Here is a 16,737-nt window from a genome sequence, read left to right as displayed (position 1 = left end):
TTTCTAAAGTCAGCATATTTACTCTATGGTTCACCTTAATTTCAGACTTGATAAACCAATTAATACCAAGAGGATCGTGATGATCCAAAAACGAACCACCACTTGTGTTTCTTTCCAACCACCTAATTCAAAGTGATGATGCAAGGGAGCCATGCGGAAAATACGACGCCCCTCACCAAAATGTTTTTTAGTGAGCTTGAACCAAAATACTTGCAGCATCACTGAAAGCGTTTCAGCAACAAAGATGCCGCCCATCACAAAGAGAACAATCTCTTGGCGCACAATCACTGCAATCGTTCCCAGGGCACCGCCTAATGCAAGCGCACCTACATCACCCATAAATACTTGAGCTGGGTGCGCGTTGTACCAAAGAAAAGCTAAGCCAGCACCACCCATAGCACCACAGAAAATTAATAGCTCACCGGCGCCAGGAATATATGGAAAGAGTAAGTATTTAGCGTAGATTGCATTACCCATCACATAGGCAAACGCGCCCAATGCAGCGCCAACCAAAATGACCGGCATGATCACCAAACCATCTAGGCCATCAGTCAAATTGACTGCATTGCTACTACCAACAATGACTAAATAACTCAAGATGATGAAACCCATCATCCCCAATGGATAGCTCACCTCTTTTATGAAAGGCAATAACAAATTTGTTTTCGCAGGAAGATCTAAGGCAAAGCCACTCTTTACCCATTCATAAAATAGTTGTAGCACCTTAAGGTTATTAACCTCAGAGACTGAAAATGCCAAGTAAATAGCAGCAAATAAACCAATCAATGTTTGCCAAAAGAATTTTTCTCTTGATGCCATCCCCTTAGGATCTTTACGAGCAACCTTGCGGTAGTCATCAACCCAACCTACCGCCCCAAATCCAAAGGTCACAATCATCACAATCCAAATAAAGCGATTACTCAGATCTGCCCACAACATGCAAGAAACAAAAATGCCAATCAGAATTAATACTCCACCCATCGTTGGCGTACCTGATTTCACTAAATGGGTTTGTGGACCATCAGTACGGACAGCCTGCCCCATTTTTAATGCTGTTAACTTACGAATCACCCAGGGGCCAGCAGCCAAACCAATCAGTAATGCAGTAACCGTAGCCATCACCGCCCTAAAGGTGATGTAGTTAAAGACTCGGAAGAATCCGAAATCATCCTGCAACCATTGCGCCAAAATTAAGAGCATGTTTTAGCCTCCTCTAACAAGGCTTGCACTACACGCTCCATGCGCATAAATCGTGAACCTTTAACCAAAATATTGAGATGCTGATTGCTGCCGGTTGACTGCGCATGTAATGCATCTCGTAACTGGACAATCAAACTATCCATATCAGAAAAGTGCATGGCTTTTGATGATGGAGTGGTTTTTGTAACACCGTCAAAACCCTTGATTGCGAATTGACATTGCTCACCAAGTGCAAATAATTTAGCAACCCCTTGCTCAGCTGCATATGCACCAACTTCACGATGAAACTCAGGCCCTTGGTTGCCGACTTCGCCCATGTCACCCAGAATCAACCAAGAGAGATTTCCAGACTGTTTGAGCGCATCAATAGCGGCCCGAACAGAATCTGGATTAGCGTTATAACTATCATCAATGAGGGTGTGATTAGGATCGATCTTTTTGGCTTGCATGCGTCCATTTACTGGTGCAAACGACTCAAGACCTTGCTTAATTTTTTCAAGACTAATGCCTGCAGCTAATGCCACAGCGCTTGCTGCTAATGCATTACGAACATTATGACTACCAAGAGTATTTAGCTGAATCTCAATTGTTCCAAGATCGGCGATCACTTCTACCAAACCGTTGCTTAATAAACGTCCTTTTACTGCGGCATTGGCGTTTGATTGAGCTGACAACAGCGCAAAGTCCATGACTTTTCTTGCGCCTGCAGCTTCTCGCCACACAGACGTAAACTCAGACTCTGCAGGGAATACAGCAATACCATCTTTCGGTAATGCGCGAATGACATCAGCATGCTCCTCAGCAACTGCAGCAACCGTTGCCATAAATTCTTGATGCTCGCGTTGTGCGTTATTGATAAGAGCAATATTTGCTTGTGCAATGGCTGCTAGCTGTGCAGTCTCACCAGGATGATTCATTCCTAACTCAACAACCGCAAGACGATCAGTAGCGCGAAGTTTCAATAAGGTCAGCGGTAAGCCAATCTCATTATTCAAATTGCCTTTAGTAACCAAGGTGTGAGCTTCACCTGCTGCAGCTTTGAAGATAGAGGCAATCATCTCTTTAACAGTAGTCTTGCCATTGCTTCCAGTCACCAGCGCCAAAGGAATTTCATAATTTGCACGCCATGCTTTCGCTAGATTGCCCAGGCCAACACGAGTGTCAGCAATACATACTGCTGGTAAATTTGTTGGACACTGCTCAGCATTACTAATCAAGGCGGCGCCTGCACCAGACTTGGCGACATCAATCAAGAAGTCGTGGGCATCAAAGCGCTCGCCTGATAAAGCCACAAATAGTTCACCAGCATCGATTTGGCGACTATCTGTGCCAACCCTAGATAGCACTATCATTTTTGCAGCCTCATCAGAAACATTTATCAACTTGCTTCCAGGCAACATGGTGTGCACTTGTGCGAGGGTCATCATTGACATCAGACATTACCTCCCGCAGCCAAGCGAATATGCTCTTGATCGGAAAAATCAAAACTCTTGCCCTTAATTTCCTGGGCGGTCTCATGGCCTTTGCCAGCAACAAGAACAATATCTCTCGGATCCGCATGTCTAATGGCGGCCATGATTGCTGCCGCACGATCTGCAATCACTTGTACATTTGCACCGGACGACTGAATCCCCCTGCGAATCATTTCCATAATCACATTTGGATCTTCGGAGCGCGGGTTATCGCTGGTAATAATGATTTGATCTGCAAAATTGGTAGCAGCCGCACCCATTTGAGGACGCTTGCCACTATCACGATCACCGCCACAACCAAATACACACCATAACTTGCCGCCACGTTGCTGCGCAATTGGACGCAATGCTTGTAATGTCTTTTGCAATGCATCTGGTGTGTGTGCATAGTCAACTACTGCCAAAGGGCCTTCAGATTTTAGGTTCTTACCTAATGGAACCAGCTCCATACGTCCGATTACTGGCTGCAGTTGACTCACTTTTTTACTGGCTTCATCACCAGTAAAGTCTTGCGTCAACAACGTTGTCCAAACAGCAAGTGCATTGCTTAAATTGAACTCACCAAGTAAAGGGATATGTAGAGAATGTGCGCCTACACCTTCGTATGTGAATACAGAATCATATCCAGCGTTATTGAGAACGCTTTCTGTCGCATAGATGCGGTTTAGACGGTCGCCAAATTTTTCAAAGCCTTTGAATGCAGATGGATTTAATGCATAAGCCCAAACTTTTAACCCTTCTCTAGCTAAAAGATTCATTGTCAGCTCACGACCAAAGGAGTCATCTAAATTCACTACAGCATGCACTAGGCCTGGCTGTTTAAATAACTTCGCCTTTGCCTCAGCGTAGTTGGCCATAGTTCCGTGATAGTCCAAATGATCTTGGGTCAAATTCGTAAATACTGCACACTGAAATGTAGTACCGGCAACGCGCTCTTGATGCAATGCATGAGAGGACACTTCCATTGCCACTTGTTTAGCGCCAGCATCTAATAACTCTTTTAGCTGAGTCTGTAACTTCGGTGCATCTGGAGTTGTGTAGCCAGTTTTTTCTAGAGCACCAGGAAATCCTGTACCTAATGTACCTAGCACTGCTGTTCGATGACTTGGTTGATCCAATGCTTTAGCCAACCACTGAGTAATACTGGTTTTACCGTTAGTACCAGTTACTCCAATCATATGTAACTGCTTGCTCGGCTTGCCATACCAATCAGCACAAAGCTTGCCTACCTTTTCTGCAAGATTTTCAACAGCAAAACATTGGGGATGATCTAAATATTTAGTACCTAACCCAACTGGATCAAATACTACTGCCGCTGCTCCATTTTGAAGGGCAGCATCAATAAACTGGCGTCCATCTCGCAGTGCATTTCCATGTCCGACTGGATATGCGAAAAAGATATCGCCAGACTGTATCTGGCGACTGTCCGCACTCACTTTAGCAGACGAATTTGCTAAGGAGCGAAGGTGGTCAATCAAATGATTGGGTTCTATATTCAATGCCACCCTCATCTTTTCAAAACCACATGCTGTGTCTGCGCATTTGCAGTACGAATTTCTCCAGGGCTCTTATCGTCAAGAACCATTTGCTTCACTTTGTTGTCAGGGAGCACATTGAGCGTTCTCAAAGTCTCGCCAACGATCGTTGAAAATACAGGCGCCGCTACATCACCGCCGTAGTGACTTCCGCCGGTTGGCTCATCGATCATGACTGCCACCACAATTCGTGGCGCACTAATGGGAGCCAATCCTGCGAAGTAGGCACGATACTTATTGCCATATCCTTTGCCAACTAATTTATGAGCAGTTCCTGTTTTACCGCCGACGCGATATCCCTCAGACTGGGCTTTAATTGCAGTACCGCCTGGCTGCGTTACGGTCTCCAACATTTCGCGCATTTCAATAGCGGTCTTGGCAGAAAGCACTCTTGTGCCAGGCTTAAATTCAGGGCTACGTTCAATTGTTAGGGGCACTAACTCGCCATCGCGCGCAAAGACGGTATAAGCACGCGCCACTTGAAATAAAGATGCGGAGATACCATAGCCAAATGCAATGCGCGCTTGATCAGTTGGCATCCATTTCTTAAATGGGTGAACGGTGCCAGCAACTGCACCAGGGAAGCCAATTTTTGGCGCCTGCCCCAATCCAACAGCGGTATAAAAGTCCCACATCTCTTCTGCAGAAAGATTATTCATCGCAATTTTTGCGGTACCGATATTGCTAGACTTCTGAATCACTTCAGCAACTGTCAAACTACCATAAGGATGCGTATCTGTAATAGGCTTAGGGCCAACAAGATACTTAGCACCAATCACCATATTTAAATTTGGCGTCACTGCGCCCTTTTCTAATGCGATTGCCACTGTGAGTGGCTTCATTGTGGAGCCAGGCTCAAACGTATCCGTCAATACACGGTTGCGCAATTGTTCACCGCTTAAATATTTACGATCATTGGGGTTATAGCTTGGGTAATTTGCTAGAGCCAGAATTTCGCCAGTCTGTGTATCTAACACTACTGCGCCACCGGCTTTTGCATGATGTTGCTCAACCGCATTCTTCACTGCGTTATAAGCGAGGAATTGAATCTTGCTATCAATAGAGAGCTGTAAATCCTTGCCATTTTGTGGAAGCTGCTCAATGGCAATATCCTCGACGACGCGGCCAAGACGATCTATCACAACACGTCTTTGGCCAGGGTGAGCAGCAAGATCTTTCTCTCTAGAAAGTTCCATGCCCTCTTGGCCCTTATCGTTAACGTTGGTAAAGCCCACAACGTGGGCCATCGCTTCACCTTCTGGGTAGAAGCGGCGATATTCATTATTTAGACCAATGCCTGGAATTTCTAATTGCTTGATTTGTTGAGCGATCACTGGATCCACTTGACGCTTCAAGAAAATCTGCTTGCGCTCTTCTTTCAATTTTTTACGCAGATCTGCTTCGCTCATTTGCAATAGGCTGGCAAGCTTTTGCACCTTATCAGCTGCCAAATCATCAGGAACGGTATCGTTATAAGCAATGATCGACTTAGCCTCAAGACTAGTTGCGATCACTTGACCATTGCGGTCCAAAATTTTTCCACGGCTAGCAGGCAACTCCAACTCACGTTGCGTACCACGCACCCCTTTGGCTTCATAAAATGCATTCCCCGGACCCTGGATCCAGAATGCGCGAAGCAACAGCAGCATGAAAACAAAAAATAAGAGGAACAACATGAGGCGTGACCGCCACATTGGCAGACGCAATACTAAATTTGGCGTTGTCGAAAAACCAACTGGCCTCATTGAGCCTCCTTCAAGTACAAAGTACGTTCGGGAGAGATCGGGACCATTCGCAGTTGATTGCGCGCTACATCACGAATTCGCGCAGACTTTGAAAGATTACGCTGCTCATACTCCAAGCGTAACCACTCTTGATTTAATTTGCGCTCTTCAATTTGCGCACGTTCTTGAGCAATAAATAATTTGCGAGCGCGTTGTTGTGCTGCTACTAAGGACAAGGCACAGATCAACAATAAGGCTAGTAAAGTTAAGGTGGCGCGATTCATAAAAACGCCCCCATACGCTTTTCTGCTACCCGCATAATGGCTGAACGTGCACGAGGATTTTCAGCAACCTCTAGATCACCAGGTTTAACGCGTCCGATAATTTCAAGTTCGCTTTGGGGTAAATCTTTTTCACGCACTGGTAAACCACGAGGAACTTCTACTTTTGCATGCGCTTGCAAAAATTGCTTAACAATACGATCTTCTAATGAGTGAAAGCTGATTACTGCGAGCCTAGCGCCAGGCTTTAATAATTTCAGAGCCGCTTTCAGACCCAATTCCAAATCTTCTAATTCGCGGTTGATAAAAATCCGTAAGGCCTGGAAAGTTCTAGTGGCTGGATCTTGGCCAGCTTCACGAGTGCGGACCACACTCGCAACGAGACTCGCTAATTGTGTAGTGGTTTTAGGCGACAAACCCTCTTCTCGCTTAGTCACAATGGCCCTAGCAATTTGAAATGCAAAACGCTCTTCCCCGTAAGTCTTAATCACGTGCGTGATTTCCTCCTGGGGCGCTTGCTCTAACCACTCTGCAGCTGTCAAACCATGATTGGTATTCATCCGCATGTCGAGTGGACCTTCGCGGCGAAACGAAAAACCTCGATGCGCTTCGTCTACTTGCGGCGAACTGATTCCCAGATCCAACAAAATTCCATCGACTGATTCTGCTTGTGCATACTGATCCATCTGCGCAAAACTGTCGTGCACTATTGTCAGACGCTGATCGTTGATTTGTTTCGCTACGGCGATCGCATCCAAATCCTTGTCGAACGAAATCATGCGAGCTGAGCTTGGCAGCTCCTTGAGCAAGGCCTGGGTGTGACCACCGCGCCCAAAGGTTCCATCGATTACGAGAATATTTTGTGTTGCGTTTTGTTTTTGAATGAGCGGGCCATTGGTTAGCGCCGTCACCGCCTCGGCCAGTAACACTGGGCGATGAGTTATGTTCATAGCACCCTGTCATCAAAAATTAAATTGCTTGAGTGCTTCAGGCATGCCTTGCGCAATCGCAGCCTGTTCTTTTGCAGCGTATGTTGCTGCGTCCCACAATTCCAAATGACTACCCATACCAAGCAAGATGACTTCTTTTTCTATTCCTGCTGCAGCACGCAATTCTGGACTAACCAATATGCGACCCGCACTATCGAGATCTATCTCGGCAGCATTGCCAAGAAAAATTCTGCGCCACCAATGTGCATCCATTGGCAGCTGAGCCACTCTTGATCTAAAGCTCTCCCACTCCGGCCTTGGAAAGAGAAGAAGGCATCCATCGGGGTGTTTTGTGAGCGTGACTCGGCCGTCGCCCTGAACTAACAGAGCGTCACGGTGCTTTGCCGGAATCGACATCCGACCTTTTGCATCCAAATTGAGAGCTGACGCGCCTTGAAACACTAATTACCCCACTTTTTCACACTTCCTCCCACTTTAGAGGATCGCAATAGGGGGGTCAAGTGTTTTTGGGTATTTTTTTAGGAAATTCTCTAGTGTTTACAAACACTTAGCGTCGTATGTTGATAAAATGGTGATAATAAAATAGCTACTTGAAACAATGGCTTGGAAAATATACTTAAGAATAGATCTTAGCTATATAGCTAGATAATCACAAAATCCACTGTATTTATAAACAGTATTTAAAAATAAATCAAAGAAATATTTTTAAAAATCCAAGTAAGGCATTCGAACCATTCAAATTTTGTAAGCGGTCGTGGTCATCACCTGAGACATTGCTTGCATCACTTTTTGAATCGGCTCAGGCAAAACTACTCCACCAGCATGTAAAGCTGCTTGTCCATGCTCAATTTCATCGATACGCATTTGTTCAATAATTGCACGTGAACGATGATCTTCTGAGGGTAGTTTTTCAAGATGACTCTCAAGATGATTTTCAACTTGCTTTTCTGTTTCAACTACAAAACCCAAACTCCATTTGTCGCCCGCTAAACCTGCAGCCAATCCAATTGCAAAAGATCCTGCATACCACAGTGGATTGAGATAACTAGTATGAGAACCCAATTCCTGTAAACGAGTTTCACACCATGCTAAGTGATCCATTTCTTCTTGAGCGGAGTGGTTGAGCATCTCTTGAATTTGTGGACTTCGGGCAACTAATTTTTGCGATTGATAAAGCGCCTGTGCACATACTTCACCAACGTGGTTAACGCGCATTAAACCTGCAGCATGTTTGCGTTCCGCTGCATCTAAAGATTGATTTGGCGTTACTGCAGAACCTGGTGTTGGACGACCTGAATTTGCTCCACCAACCACAGATCGTAGCGCGGTATCAAACTCAATAATCAGTCGATCAAGGGGTGACATTAGACAAAAGAACTTAGATTAAAACTTCGGCTTTGGAGCTTTGTTTAGTCTTGAGACCTAATTCAGCCAAGAGCGCACGGTCTTGTTCTGCCTCGGGATTACCGGTAGTGAGTAGTTGCTCACCATAGAAAATAGAATTGGCGCCAGCCATGAAACACATGGCTTGGACAGCCCTGCCAAGCTCTTGTCGACCAGCAGATAAACGCACGCGTGCCTTAGGCATCGTGATGCGAGCAACTGCAATCGTTCTTACAAATTCAAGTGGGTCTAAAGGCTTTTGATCGGCTAATGGAGTACCGGCAACAGGCACTAAATGATTAATTGGAACAGACTCTGGATAGGGACTTAAGTTCGCGAGGCGCGCTAAGAATGCAGCGCGTTGTTCGCGAGATTCACCCATACCAACAATGCCACCACAACACACTGACATCCCTGCTGAACGAACATGGGAAATCGTATCTAAACGATCTTGATAACCGCGAGTAGAAATTACTGAGCGATAAAAATCTTCGCTGGTATCTAGGTTATGGTTGTAAAAATCTAAGCCCGCATCAGATAGCGCTTTCGCTTGATCTTCTTCGAGCATGCCTAAGGTAGCGCAGGTCTCAAGACCTAGAGCTTTAACACCCTTAATCATGGCAGTGACTTTTTCAATATCGCGATCTTTAGGTTCGCGCCATGCAGCACCCATACAGAAGCGATTAGAACCTGCGGCTTTAGCTGCTTTAGCAGCCTCTAGAACTTCTTCCAAGCCCATTAACTTTTCTGCTTTTACATCGGTGTCATAACGGGCGGCCTGGGGGCAATAACCACAATCCTCTGGGCAACCGCCAGTCTTGATCGACAACAAAGTGGCTAACTCCACATCTCCCTCTGGGAAATAGGCTTTATGAGTCTCTTGAGCCTTGAGCATCAATTCATTGAAAGGCAGGTCAAATAGAGCCTCAATCTGGCCAACTGTCCATTGACCAGACGCATCGAGCTCCTTGCGCAAATCAGCCTTGGATTTGACATGAGTCAGGGGTTTTTCTACGGTTTGGGCGTCCAGCATGGGTAAATTCCAGAAAATAGGTCAATCCAAGGCATAAACATAACAGATACAGGCCTGAATTAGGAAAAACTAGTGGTCAAATATCAAACATGAAGGTTATTTCTGATCTAAATCAAGCCACCCTCGTTGACCGCAGTCTGACTGCCGTTTGGCACCCCTGCACTCAGATGAAGCACCATGAGACTTTTCCGCTGGTGGCCATTACCAAAGGTCAAGGGGCTTGGCTCTATGATGAGCAGGGAAAAGCGTTACTCGATTGCATTAGTTCATGGTGGACAAATCTCTTTGGTCACTCCAATCCCAAAATTAATCAAGCGATTACACAGCAATTGGAAAAAATTGAACATGTGATGCTCGCTGGTTTTACCCATCCACCAGTAGTTGAGCTTTCTGAAAAATTAGCGGCGCTGACTGAAGGAAATTTAGGCCACGTCTTCTATGCATCTGACGGCGCATCTGCGGTAGAGATTGCCTTAAAGATGAGTCACCACTTTTGGCAGCTCAGCGGCAAACCGGAGAAAAAGAAATTTGTCTGCCTTGAGAATGGCTATCACGGTGAAACACTTGGCGCACTCGCAGTAACAGACGTAGCTATTTTTCGTGATGCATATGGATCGCTATTGCAAGATGTTTACACAGTAAGCTCACCCGATGCACGTAAAGCAAAAAAAGGTGAGAGTGCAGAAGATGTTGCAAGAGAAGCAGCCAAGGTACTTGAACAACTATTTGCAACAGAACATGAGCACATAGCAGCAATCATCATTGAGCCGCTAGTTCAATGCGCCGGTCAAATGGCTATGCATTCGCCTGAATATTTACGGCTCGTTAAAGATTTATGCGAGCGCTATCAGATCCATCTGATTGCTGATGAAATTGCCGTGGGATGCGGGCGTAGCGGGAGGTTCTTTGCCTGCGAACACGCTGGAATTTGGCCTGATTTTTTAACCCTATCCAAAGGTATTAGTGGTGGCTATTTACCGCTTTCGCTCTGCATGACCACTGACGCAATTTATCGCGCGTTCTACAGTGATCAAGCCAAGCATGGGTTCTTGCATTCCCACTCTTACACTGGCAACCCACTTGCCTGTTCAGCAGCACTAGCCTGTCTCGAAATCTTTGAAACAGAAAAAGTGCTTGAAAAAAATATTGCTCGCTCCCAGGATTTAGCTAAGGCATTTACCTGGGCAAAGGCAGATGAACGCATTGAGCACTGGCGTCAACAAGGCATGATCTTAGCGTTCGACGTCAAACCATCTGCACTTAAAAATGCCAATGTCTTTCCGCGTGAAATGTTTACTAAAAGTTTAGATGAAGGTGTATTAATTCGACCAATTGGTAATACGGTTTATGTCATGCCCCCTTATGTTTTGTCTACACAGGAGACTGAGCAAATGGGACAGGCTGTACAACGTGCATTGAATCGGGCTTTGAATGGCTAACTCTTTTAATGCACTCAAGCTAGCAGAAGAGCAAATTGCAGACCTAGACCTGCAGTTACTCAAGCGCAAACTTCGCTCAACCAAGTCTCCCTGCGATACCAGGGCATGGGTAGATGAACGTGAACTCAAAGCTTTTTGCAGCAATGACTATCTTGGTCTTGCAAACCATCCAGAGATCGCACAGGCATTATCCGAGGGCGCCCAAAGATATGGAGTAGGAAGCGGCGCATCTCACCTGATCAGCGGCCATAGCATTGCGCATGACTTATTAGAAAATCGCTTGACCTCCTTTGAGAGTGCCCATATCCCCAAAGCGCGCGCATTATTTTTTAGCACTGGCTACCTTGCAAATCTAACAGCTGTAACAACTCTAGCAAGACTTGCGCCACATGGTAATACCAGTATTTACTCAGCAAAACTCAATCATGCATCACTCATTGATGGTATTCGACTAGCGAGTACACAAAGCAATGCTGCGGTGACGCTGTTTGATCACACTCAACTAAACTCATTGAGCGAAGCACTCAAAAAAGATACCAGAGCCCTTAAGCTCATTGTGACTGATGGTGTTTTCAGTATGGATGGCGATCTCGCGCCTATCAAAGAGCTATTGATCATTGCGGAGCGATACGATTCACTCTTGTTAGTTGATGATGCCCATGGATTTGGTGTCTTAGGTAAACAAGGTCACGGTATTTTGGAGCAAGACAGTATTTGCTCAGAGCGAATCATCTACATTGGCACACTCAGTAAGGCGGCTGGTGTCAGCGGTGCTTTTATCTGTGCACAAGATTCTTTTATTGAATGGATGATTCAAAAGGGTCGACCCTATATCTACAGTACAGCCACGCCACCAGCAATTGCGCATGCCCTACTCAAGAGCCTAGAGATTATTGAATCAGATGAGGGTAAACAACGGCGCACTCATCTACACAAACTCATTGATATCTGGCAACAAGAAATGAAATTCTCTCAATGGGAGAAGGTATCTTCATGCACACCCATCCAACCCCTCATTCTTGGTAGCAATACGAACGCCTTAATGGCTGCCAAACTATTAGATGAAGCGGGTTACTGGATTCCAGCAATTAGGCCCCCTACCGTGCCGGTTGGTAGCTCACGTTTACGCATTACTTTCTCTGCAAACCATAGTGAGGATGACTTGCGCAATCTCATCAACACACTGCAGCTAATTGAGCAAGAAGTGATTGAGAAAAATCGCTAATGAATAAGAGCTCTGGATACTTTATTACTGGAACCGATACTGAAGTTGGGAAAACTTTGGTTAGCGGTGCTCTGATTCTTAAATTGCGTGAGCAAGGAAAAAAGGTTCTGGGCTTTAAACCTGTAGTCGCAGGCACTTACCAAAGTAATGATGGTCAATTGCTTAATGAAGATTTAGAGACCTTACGTCTTGCTTTAGGCTTGACCCCAGGTCAATTCAGCCTATGTCCATACGTTCTCGATACTCCAGCAGCGCCCCACTTGGTTGCCCACTCCAAAGGTATTCGCCTTGAGCTAGACGCCTTGATGCGGGAATACAGCGAGATTCAAAAACAAAGCGAGTGGATTGTGGTTGAAGGAGCGGGTGGGTTTTTAACTCCCCTCAACGATCAAGAAGATTTGGGAGACTTTGCAGAGCAAATCGACTTACCCATGATTCTGGTCGTGGGTATGAAACTCGGCTGCATTAATCATGCCCTCCTCAGTATGGAGGCATTCAAGACGCGCGATTTGAAAGTAGCTGGCTGGATTGCAAATGCCCTCTCCCCTGAAATGCATTTATTAACTGAGAATATTGAAACGCTCCGCTCCAAAATAAACGCGCCCTTTTTAGGCTTGATTCCTCAATTGCCGCCTGCAATTAAAAAGCCGGATAACAGCCCCTATTGCATTGAAGCGCTCTCATTTGCTGCACAGCACATTCAATTGCCCAACGAATAAATTGAACAATAAATCGCTTTAATTACCCTACAAAGCCCGACTAGAGTGCGCTTTGAGCCACTTTCAGATAAGATGAAGGGATGCATTTACTCCCTGAAATCCTTGAATCCGCAGATGTAATCCAAGACATTCGTCGCAATATTCATGCTCACCCTGAGTTGCGTTTCGAAGAAAACCGTACAGCCGATCTCGTTGCAGAAGCTTTATCGAGTTGGGGGATTAGCGTATCTCGTGGCATGGGTAAAACAGGTGTTGTTGGCAGACTCAATGGTGACCTAGGGCCAGGCAAAATGATTGGTCTTCGTGCAGATATGGATGCACTACCACTCCAAGAACATAACAACTTTGCGCATACCTCACAAAATCCAGGAAAGATGCACGCCTGCGGTCATGATGGCCACACTGCCATGCTTCTGGGGGCTGCTCAGTATTTATCCAATCACCGTGATTTCAAAGGTACGGTGATTTTTATTTTCCAACCAGCCGAAGAAGGTGGGGCTGGTGCTCGCGAAATGATCAAGGATGGTTTGTTTGAGCAATTTCCGTGTGATGCAGTATTTGGATTGCACAATTGGCCTGGTCTAGAGGAAGGTCACTTTGGTGTGACTGCCGGTCCAATGATGGCATCAAGCAATTCTTTTGAAATCACGATTACCGGCAGAGGCGGTCATGCTGCTCTACCGCATAACAGCGCTGATCCCGTTCTTGCTGGCGCACAAGTAGTGCTAGCACTCCAAAGCATCATTACACGCAATAAGCGCCCCGTAGATGCAGCCGTGCTTTCAGTAACACAATTTCATGCAGGCGAAACTAGCAACGTGATTCCCGATAGTGCATTTATTGGTGGTACTGTGCGTACCTTCACGCTTGAGGTTTTGGATTTAATTGAGCAACGTTTACGTGAGATTTCTCAGAGCGTCGCAGGCGCATTTGATTGTCATGCAGAAATTCAGTTTGCTAGAAACTATCCGCCCTTAATCAATCATGAAAAAGAGGTTGAGTTTGCTAGCGAAGTAATGAGTGAATTAGTGGGCAAACAAAATGTAAACACCTCGATTGATCCAACCATGGGTGCAGAGGATTTTGCTTTTATGTTGCTAGATAAACCCGGTTGCTATGTCTTTTTAGGTAATGGTGACGGGGATCATCGCTCAGTAGGTCATGGCATGGGGCCGTGCCATCTTCATAACCCCTCGTACGACTTCAATGACGCCCTCATACCGGTAGGCGTGAGCTATTGGGTCAAACTAGCTCAGCGCTACCTCGAAAAAAATTAATTTTCAGTCTTAAGAGTTTGTAAATTTGGCGGGGCGTTTTTCAATAAATGCCGTCATACCTTCTTTTTGATCATTTGTTCCAAAGCAAGTATGGAACAAGCGGCGTTCAAAATGAATACCCTGTGAGAGCGTGGTTTCATAAGCGGTATTGACAGCTTCTTTCACCATCATCGTTGTCAATAAAGGCATATCAGCAATATCTTTTGCAATTGCCCTCACTTCCTTCAGTAAATCTGCTTTGGGAAATACGCGTGATACCAAGCCCGAACGCTCAGCTTCAGCGGCATCCATCATGCGACCTGTTAATGCCAAATCCATGGCTTTGGCTTTAGATACCGCACGCGGTAAACGTTGTGTACCACCAGCGCCCGGAATGATTCCTAACTTAATTTCTGGTTGAGCAAATTTTGCATTATCTGCCGCCATGATGGTGTCGCACATCATGGCCAATTCACAGCCGCCACCAAGCGCGTAACCAGATACTGCCGCAATTACCGGCTTACGAACTTTTTGCATATGCTCCCAATTGCGGGAAATAAAATTGTGGCGATAAACATCTTGAAAATTGCGCTTTGCCATCGATGCAATATCAGCGCCAGCAGCAAACGCTTTTTCGCTACCCGTAATGATGATGCAACCAATATTGTCATCTGCATCAAAACTCAATAGTGCTGCGCCAAGCTCATCCATCAATTGATCATTAAGCGCATTGAGCACCTCAGGACGATTTAAAGTAATGGTGGCGACCTTACCATCGACTTCAGTCAAAATTGTTTTGTAGCTCATAGCTTTCTTTCTAAGATGTCATTAATTAACGCGGCAACAATACCCACATCTTGCCATTTTGCTTCATGCGCCCAGCCATTTCTCCAGCGGCATCACCAGACCCCCAATAGTAATCAGCTCTGACGCCACCCACAATTGCCTTGCCAGTATCTTGCGCCATCACTAGCTTTTGCAGGGGCTGACTACTTAAAGGCTTGGTAGTAGCCAAGAATACAGGGGCACCCAAAGGCATAGCCTGAAGATCAATCGCAATACTCCGCTCACTTGTTAAGGGCACTCCCAAGGCGCCATTGGGCCCCAGATCTGCCTCTACATTACCCGGCAGTTCTTTGAAAAAAACGAAGCGAGGATTGGCATTGAGCATTTCGTTGACGCGATCAGGATTACGCTTAGCCCATTGCGAGATACCTTGCATCGTCGCCTCACTGCGTGTAATTTCTTTGCGATCAAGCAACCATTGCGCAAAAGATTTAAAGGGTTGGTCATTAGTGCCGGCATAACCTAGACGCAAAACTCGGCCATCTTCAAGTCGAATTTTTCCAGAGCCTTGTATTTGCATAAATGCAGCTGCAACCGGATCTTGTACCCAGGCAATCTCAGACCCCTTCAGCATTCCCGAACCGATTAACTCTGCGCGTGTTGGACCTGGATTGGGTTTAGATTTTCTCCATGCGCTGGGATAAGAGTAAAGCGGGACGTTATAAACACTGGTTCGAGTAAGAGCCCCGTTCATTACCGGCTCGTAGTAGCCCGTGATTAAACCCGTTTCACTTCCGGAGCTATTCCGAATTTCATAAGCCTGGAAATTATTTTCGAAGTAGCGACGAATCGCCTGACTATCACGATTAGATACCCTCGTAGCTTGCTCACACACTTGACGCCAATTCACTTCGCCGCTGCGCCTACGTAAGGCATCACAACTCTTGAGCCAAGCAGGCCATGCTTGAGAAACATCATCATCCTGCCAGCCTGGCAAGGTCTGCCAAGAAACAGCGCTAAAACTCGCAATAGATGAGCTATAAGAAGTTGGTGCAGCACCAGATCCACTGGTTCGATACCCCGTTCCGCGAGTAGGAGGTGTTGAACAAGCCACGACTACACTAGCAATCACAATAGCGAATACACTTGTCTGGAACAATTTAATTTTAGAAATCATGATTGCCAATTTACTCGATGAATACCCAATGCTACTGTTTGTCATTGAAGGCGCTCTTGCCTTAGGACTTTTATTGTTCATCGTGCTCTGGACCGGCAAGGGGAAGAAGTAAGGCCCCCAGCGAATACACTTTTTTTAGTGGAGTGTGCGCGGCATCACTAAGGCAAACTCTGGAATAGGCGCCTGAAAAAACTGAGCATCCTCGGTCACGCAAAAATACTCTCCTCGCATTGTCCCCGCAGGCGTTGGCAGGGTAGCCCAACTGGTGTACTCAAAATGCTCACCAGAACGCAACAATGGCTGCTGACCAACCACCCCTAGGCCTCGGACCTCCTGAACATCGTTATCCCCGTCCGTAATGAACCAATGACGGGCTATCAGCTGAATACTGGCCGACCCGGTGTTGCGGATCGTGACCGTATAGGCAAAGGCAAATTGGCGATTATCTGGGTCAGATTGGTCTGGAAGGTACTGGGTCTTGACCGTAATGCTGATTTCATGGGGGTTCATGCTCGAATTCTGCTCCATCCCAAGGCCAACTGCAAGCTAGAATCTAG

General features: G+C 46.0%; 16 protein-coding genes. 4 read left to right on the top strand and 12 right to left on the bottom strand.

The features are described 5' to 3' along the window. Positions 1-30: 30 nt before the first annotated feature. From mraY to bioB, 9 genes are all read right to left on the bottom strand, one after another. A complete protein-coding gene (mraY, locus tag FD968_RS00875) occupies positions 31-1,200 on the bottom strand; it encodes a phospho-N-acetylmuramoyl-pentapeptide-transferase (RefSeq protein ID WP_215366748.1) in 1,170 nt (389 codons plus the stop codon). Next, complete coding sequence (murF, locus tag FD968_RS00870) at positions 1,191-2,633, bottom strand: UDP-N-acetylmuramoyl-tripeptide--D-alanyl-D-alanine ligase (RefSeq protein WP_215366746.1); 1,443 nt, start codon at positions 2,631-2,633, stop codon at positions 1,191-1,193. Before murF ends, mraY begins: the two co-directional genes overlap by 10 nt. Further along, entirely contained in the window at positions 2,633-4,183 is a 1,551-nt protein-coding gene (locus tag FD968_RS00865; protein WP_215366743.1) for a UDP-N-acetylmuramoyl-L-alanyl-D-glutamate--2,6-diaminopimelate ligase, read from the bottom strand. The genes murF and FD968_RS00865 overlap by 1 nt, the downstream gene beginning before the upstream one ends. Next, a complete protein-coding gene (locus FD968_RS00860) occupies positions 4,180-5,952 on the bottom strand; it encodes a penicillin-binding protein 2 (protein ID WP_215366740.1) in 1,773 nt (590 codons plus the stop codon). The genes FD968_RS00865 and FD968_RS00860 overlap by 4 nt, the downstream gene beginning before the upstream one ends. Then, complete coding sequence (gene ftsL / locus FD968_RS00855) at positions 5,949-6,215, bottom strand: cell division protein FtsL (RefSeq protein WP_215366737.1); 267 nt, start codon at positions 6,213-6,215, stop codon at positions 5,949-5,951. The genes FD968_RS00860 and ftsL overlap by 4 nt, the downstream gene beginning before the upstream one ends. After that, positions 6,212-7,162, bottom strand: a complete 951-nt coding sequence (gene rsmH / locus FD968_RS00850; protein ID WP_215366734.1) for a 16S rRNA (cytosine(1402)-N(4))-methyltransferase RsmH — start codon at positions 7,160-7,162, stop codon at positions 6,212-6,214. The genes ftsL and rsmH overlap by 4 nt, the downstream gene beginning before the upstream one ends. A gap of 12 nt (positions 7,163-7,174) precedes the next feature. Beyond that, positions 7,175-7,603, bottom strand: a complete 429-nt coding sequence (mraZ, locus tag FD968_RS00845; RefSeq protein WP_215366731.1) for a division/cell wall cluster transcriptional repressor MraZ — start codon at positions 7,601-7,603, stop codon at positions 7,175-7,177. Between the two features lie 294 nt (positions 7,604-7,897). Then, positions 7,898-8,527 (bottom strand): 2-polyprenyl-3-methyl-6-methoxy-1,4-benzoquinone monooxygenase, encoded by a 630-nt coding sequence (coq7, locus tag FD968_RS00840; RefSeq protein WP_215366728.1) that lies wholly within the window; start codon positions 8,525-8,527, stop codon positions 7,898-7,900. 13 nt (positions 8,528-8,540) lie between these two features. Then, positions 8,541-9,578 (bottom strand): biotin synthase BioB, encoded by a 1,038-nt coding sequence (gene bioB, locus FD968_RS00835; protein ID WP_215366725.1) that lies wholly within the window; start codon positions 9,576-9,578, stop codon positions 8,541-8,543. Positions 9,579-9,667: 89 nt separating this feature from the next. Between bioB and bioA the strand changes: the two genes are divergently transcribed. The 4 genes from bioA to FD968_RS00815 all read left to right on the top strand — a co-directional run bounded on the left by bioA (position 9,668) and on the right by FD968_RS00815 (position 14,238). Continuing rightward, positions 9,668-11,017 carry an adenosylmethionine--8-amino-7-oxononanoate transaminase gene (gene bioA, locus FD968_RS00830; RefSeq protein ID WP_215366722.1) on the top strand — a complete coding sequence of 450 codons (1,350 nt, stop codon included), beginning with the start codon at positions 9,668-9,670 and terminating at the stop codon, positions 11,015-11,017. Continuing rightward, the gene (locus tag FD968_RS00825; protein WP_215366719.1) at positions 11,010-12,242 is read left to right on the top strand and encodes an 8-amino-7-oxononanoate synthase; all 1,233 of its coding nucleotides are present in this window, start codon (positions 11,010-11,012) and stop codon (positions 12,240-12,242) included. Before bioA ends, FD968_RS00825 begins: the two co-directional genes overlap by 8 nt. Then, positions 12,242-12,961 carry a dethiobiotin synthase gene (bioD, locus tag FD968_RS00820; RefSeq protein ID WP_215366716.1) on the top strand — a complete coding sequence of 240 codons (720 nt, stop codon included), beginning with the start codon at positions 12,242-12,244 and terminating at the stop codon, positions 12,959-12,961. Before FD968_RS00825 ends, bioD begins: the two co-directional genes overlap by 1 nt. Positions 12,962-13,041: 80 nt before the next feature. Beyond that, entirely contained in the window at positions 13,042-14,238 is a 1,197-nt protein-coding gene (locus tag FD968_RS00815; RefSeq protein WP_215366713.1) for a M20 aminoacylase family protein, read from the top strand. 9 nt (positions 14,239-14,247) lie between these two features. Here the strand turns inward: FD968_RS00815 and FD968_RS00810 are convergent, their stop codons facing one another. The 3 genes from FD968_RS00810 to apaG all read right to left on the bottom strand — a co-directional run bounded on the left by FD968_RS00810 (position 14,248) and on the right by apaG (position 16,690). Then, positions 14,248-15,024, bottom strand: a complete 777-nt coding sequence (locus tag FD968_RS00810; protein WP_215366710.1) for an enoyl-CoA hydratase — start codon at positions 15,022-15,024, stop codon at positions 14,248-14,250. Between the two features lie 25 nt (positions 15,025-15,049). Beyond that, complete coding sequence (locus FD968_RS00805) at positions 15,050-16,180, bottom strand: murein transglycosylase A (protein ID WP_215366706.1); 1,131 nt, start codon at positions 16,178-16,180, stop codon at positions 15,050-15,052. Between the two features lie 135 nt (positions 16,181-16,315). After that, positions 16,316-16,690: a Co2+/Mg2+ efflux protein ApaG gene (gene apaG, locus FD968_RS00800; RefSeq protein WP_215366703.1), complete on the bottom strand. Its 375-nt coding sequence runs from the start codon at positions 16,688-16,690 to the stop codon at positions 16,316-16,318. Between the last annotated feature and the right edge of the window lie 47 nt (positions 16,691-16,737).

This window comes from Polynucleobacter sp. AP-Titi-500A-B4, from assembly GCF_018688095.1.
GTDB lineage: Bacteria > Pseudomonadota > Gammaproteobacteria > Burkholderiales > Burkholderiaceae > Polynucleobacter.
The sequence above is the reverse complement of the archived record's forward strand: the minus strand, read 5'-3'. Positions and strand labels throughout refer to the sequence as shown.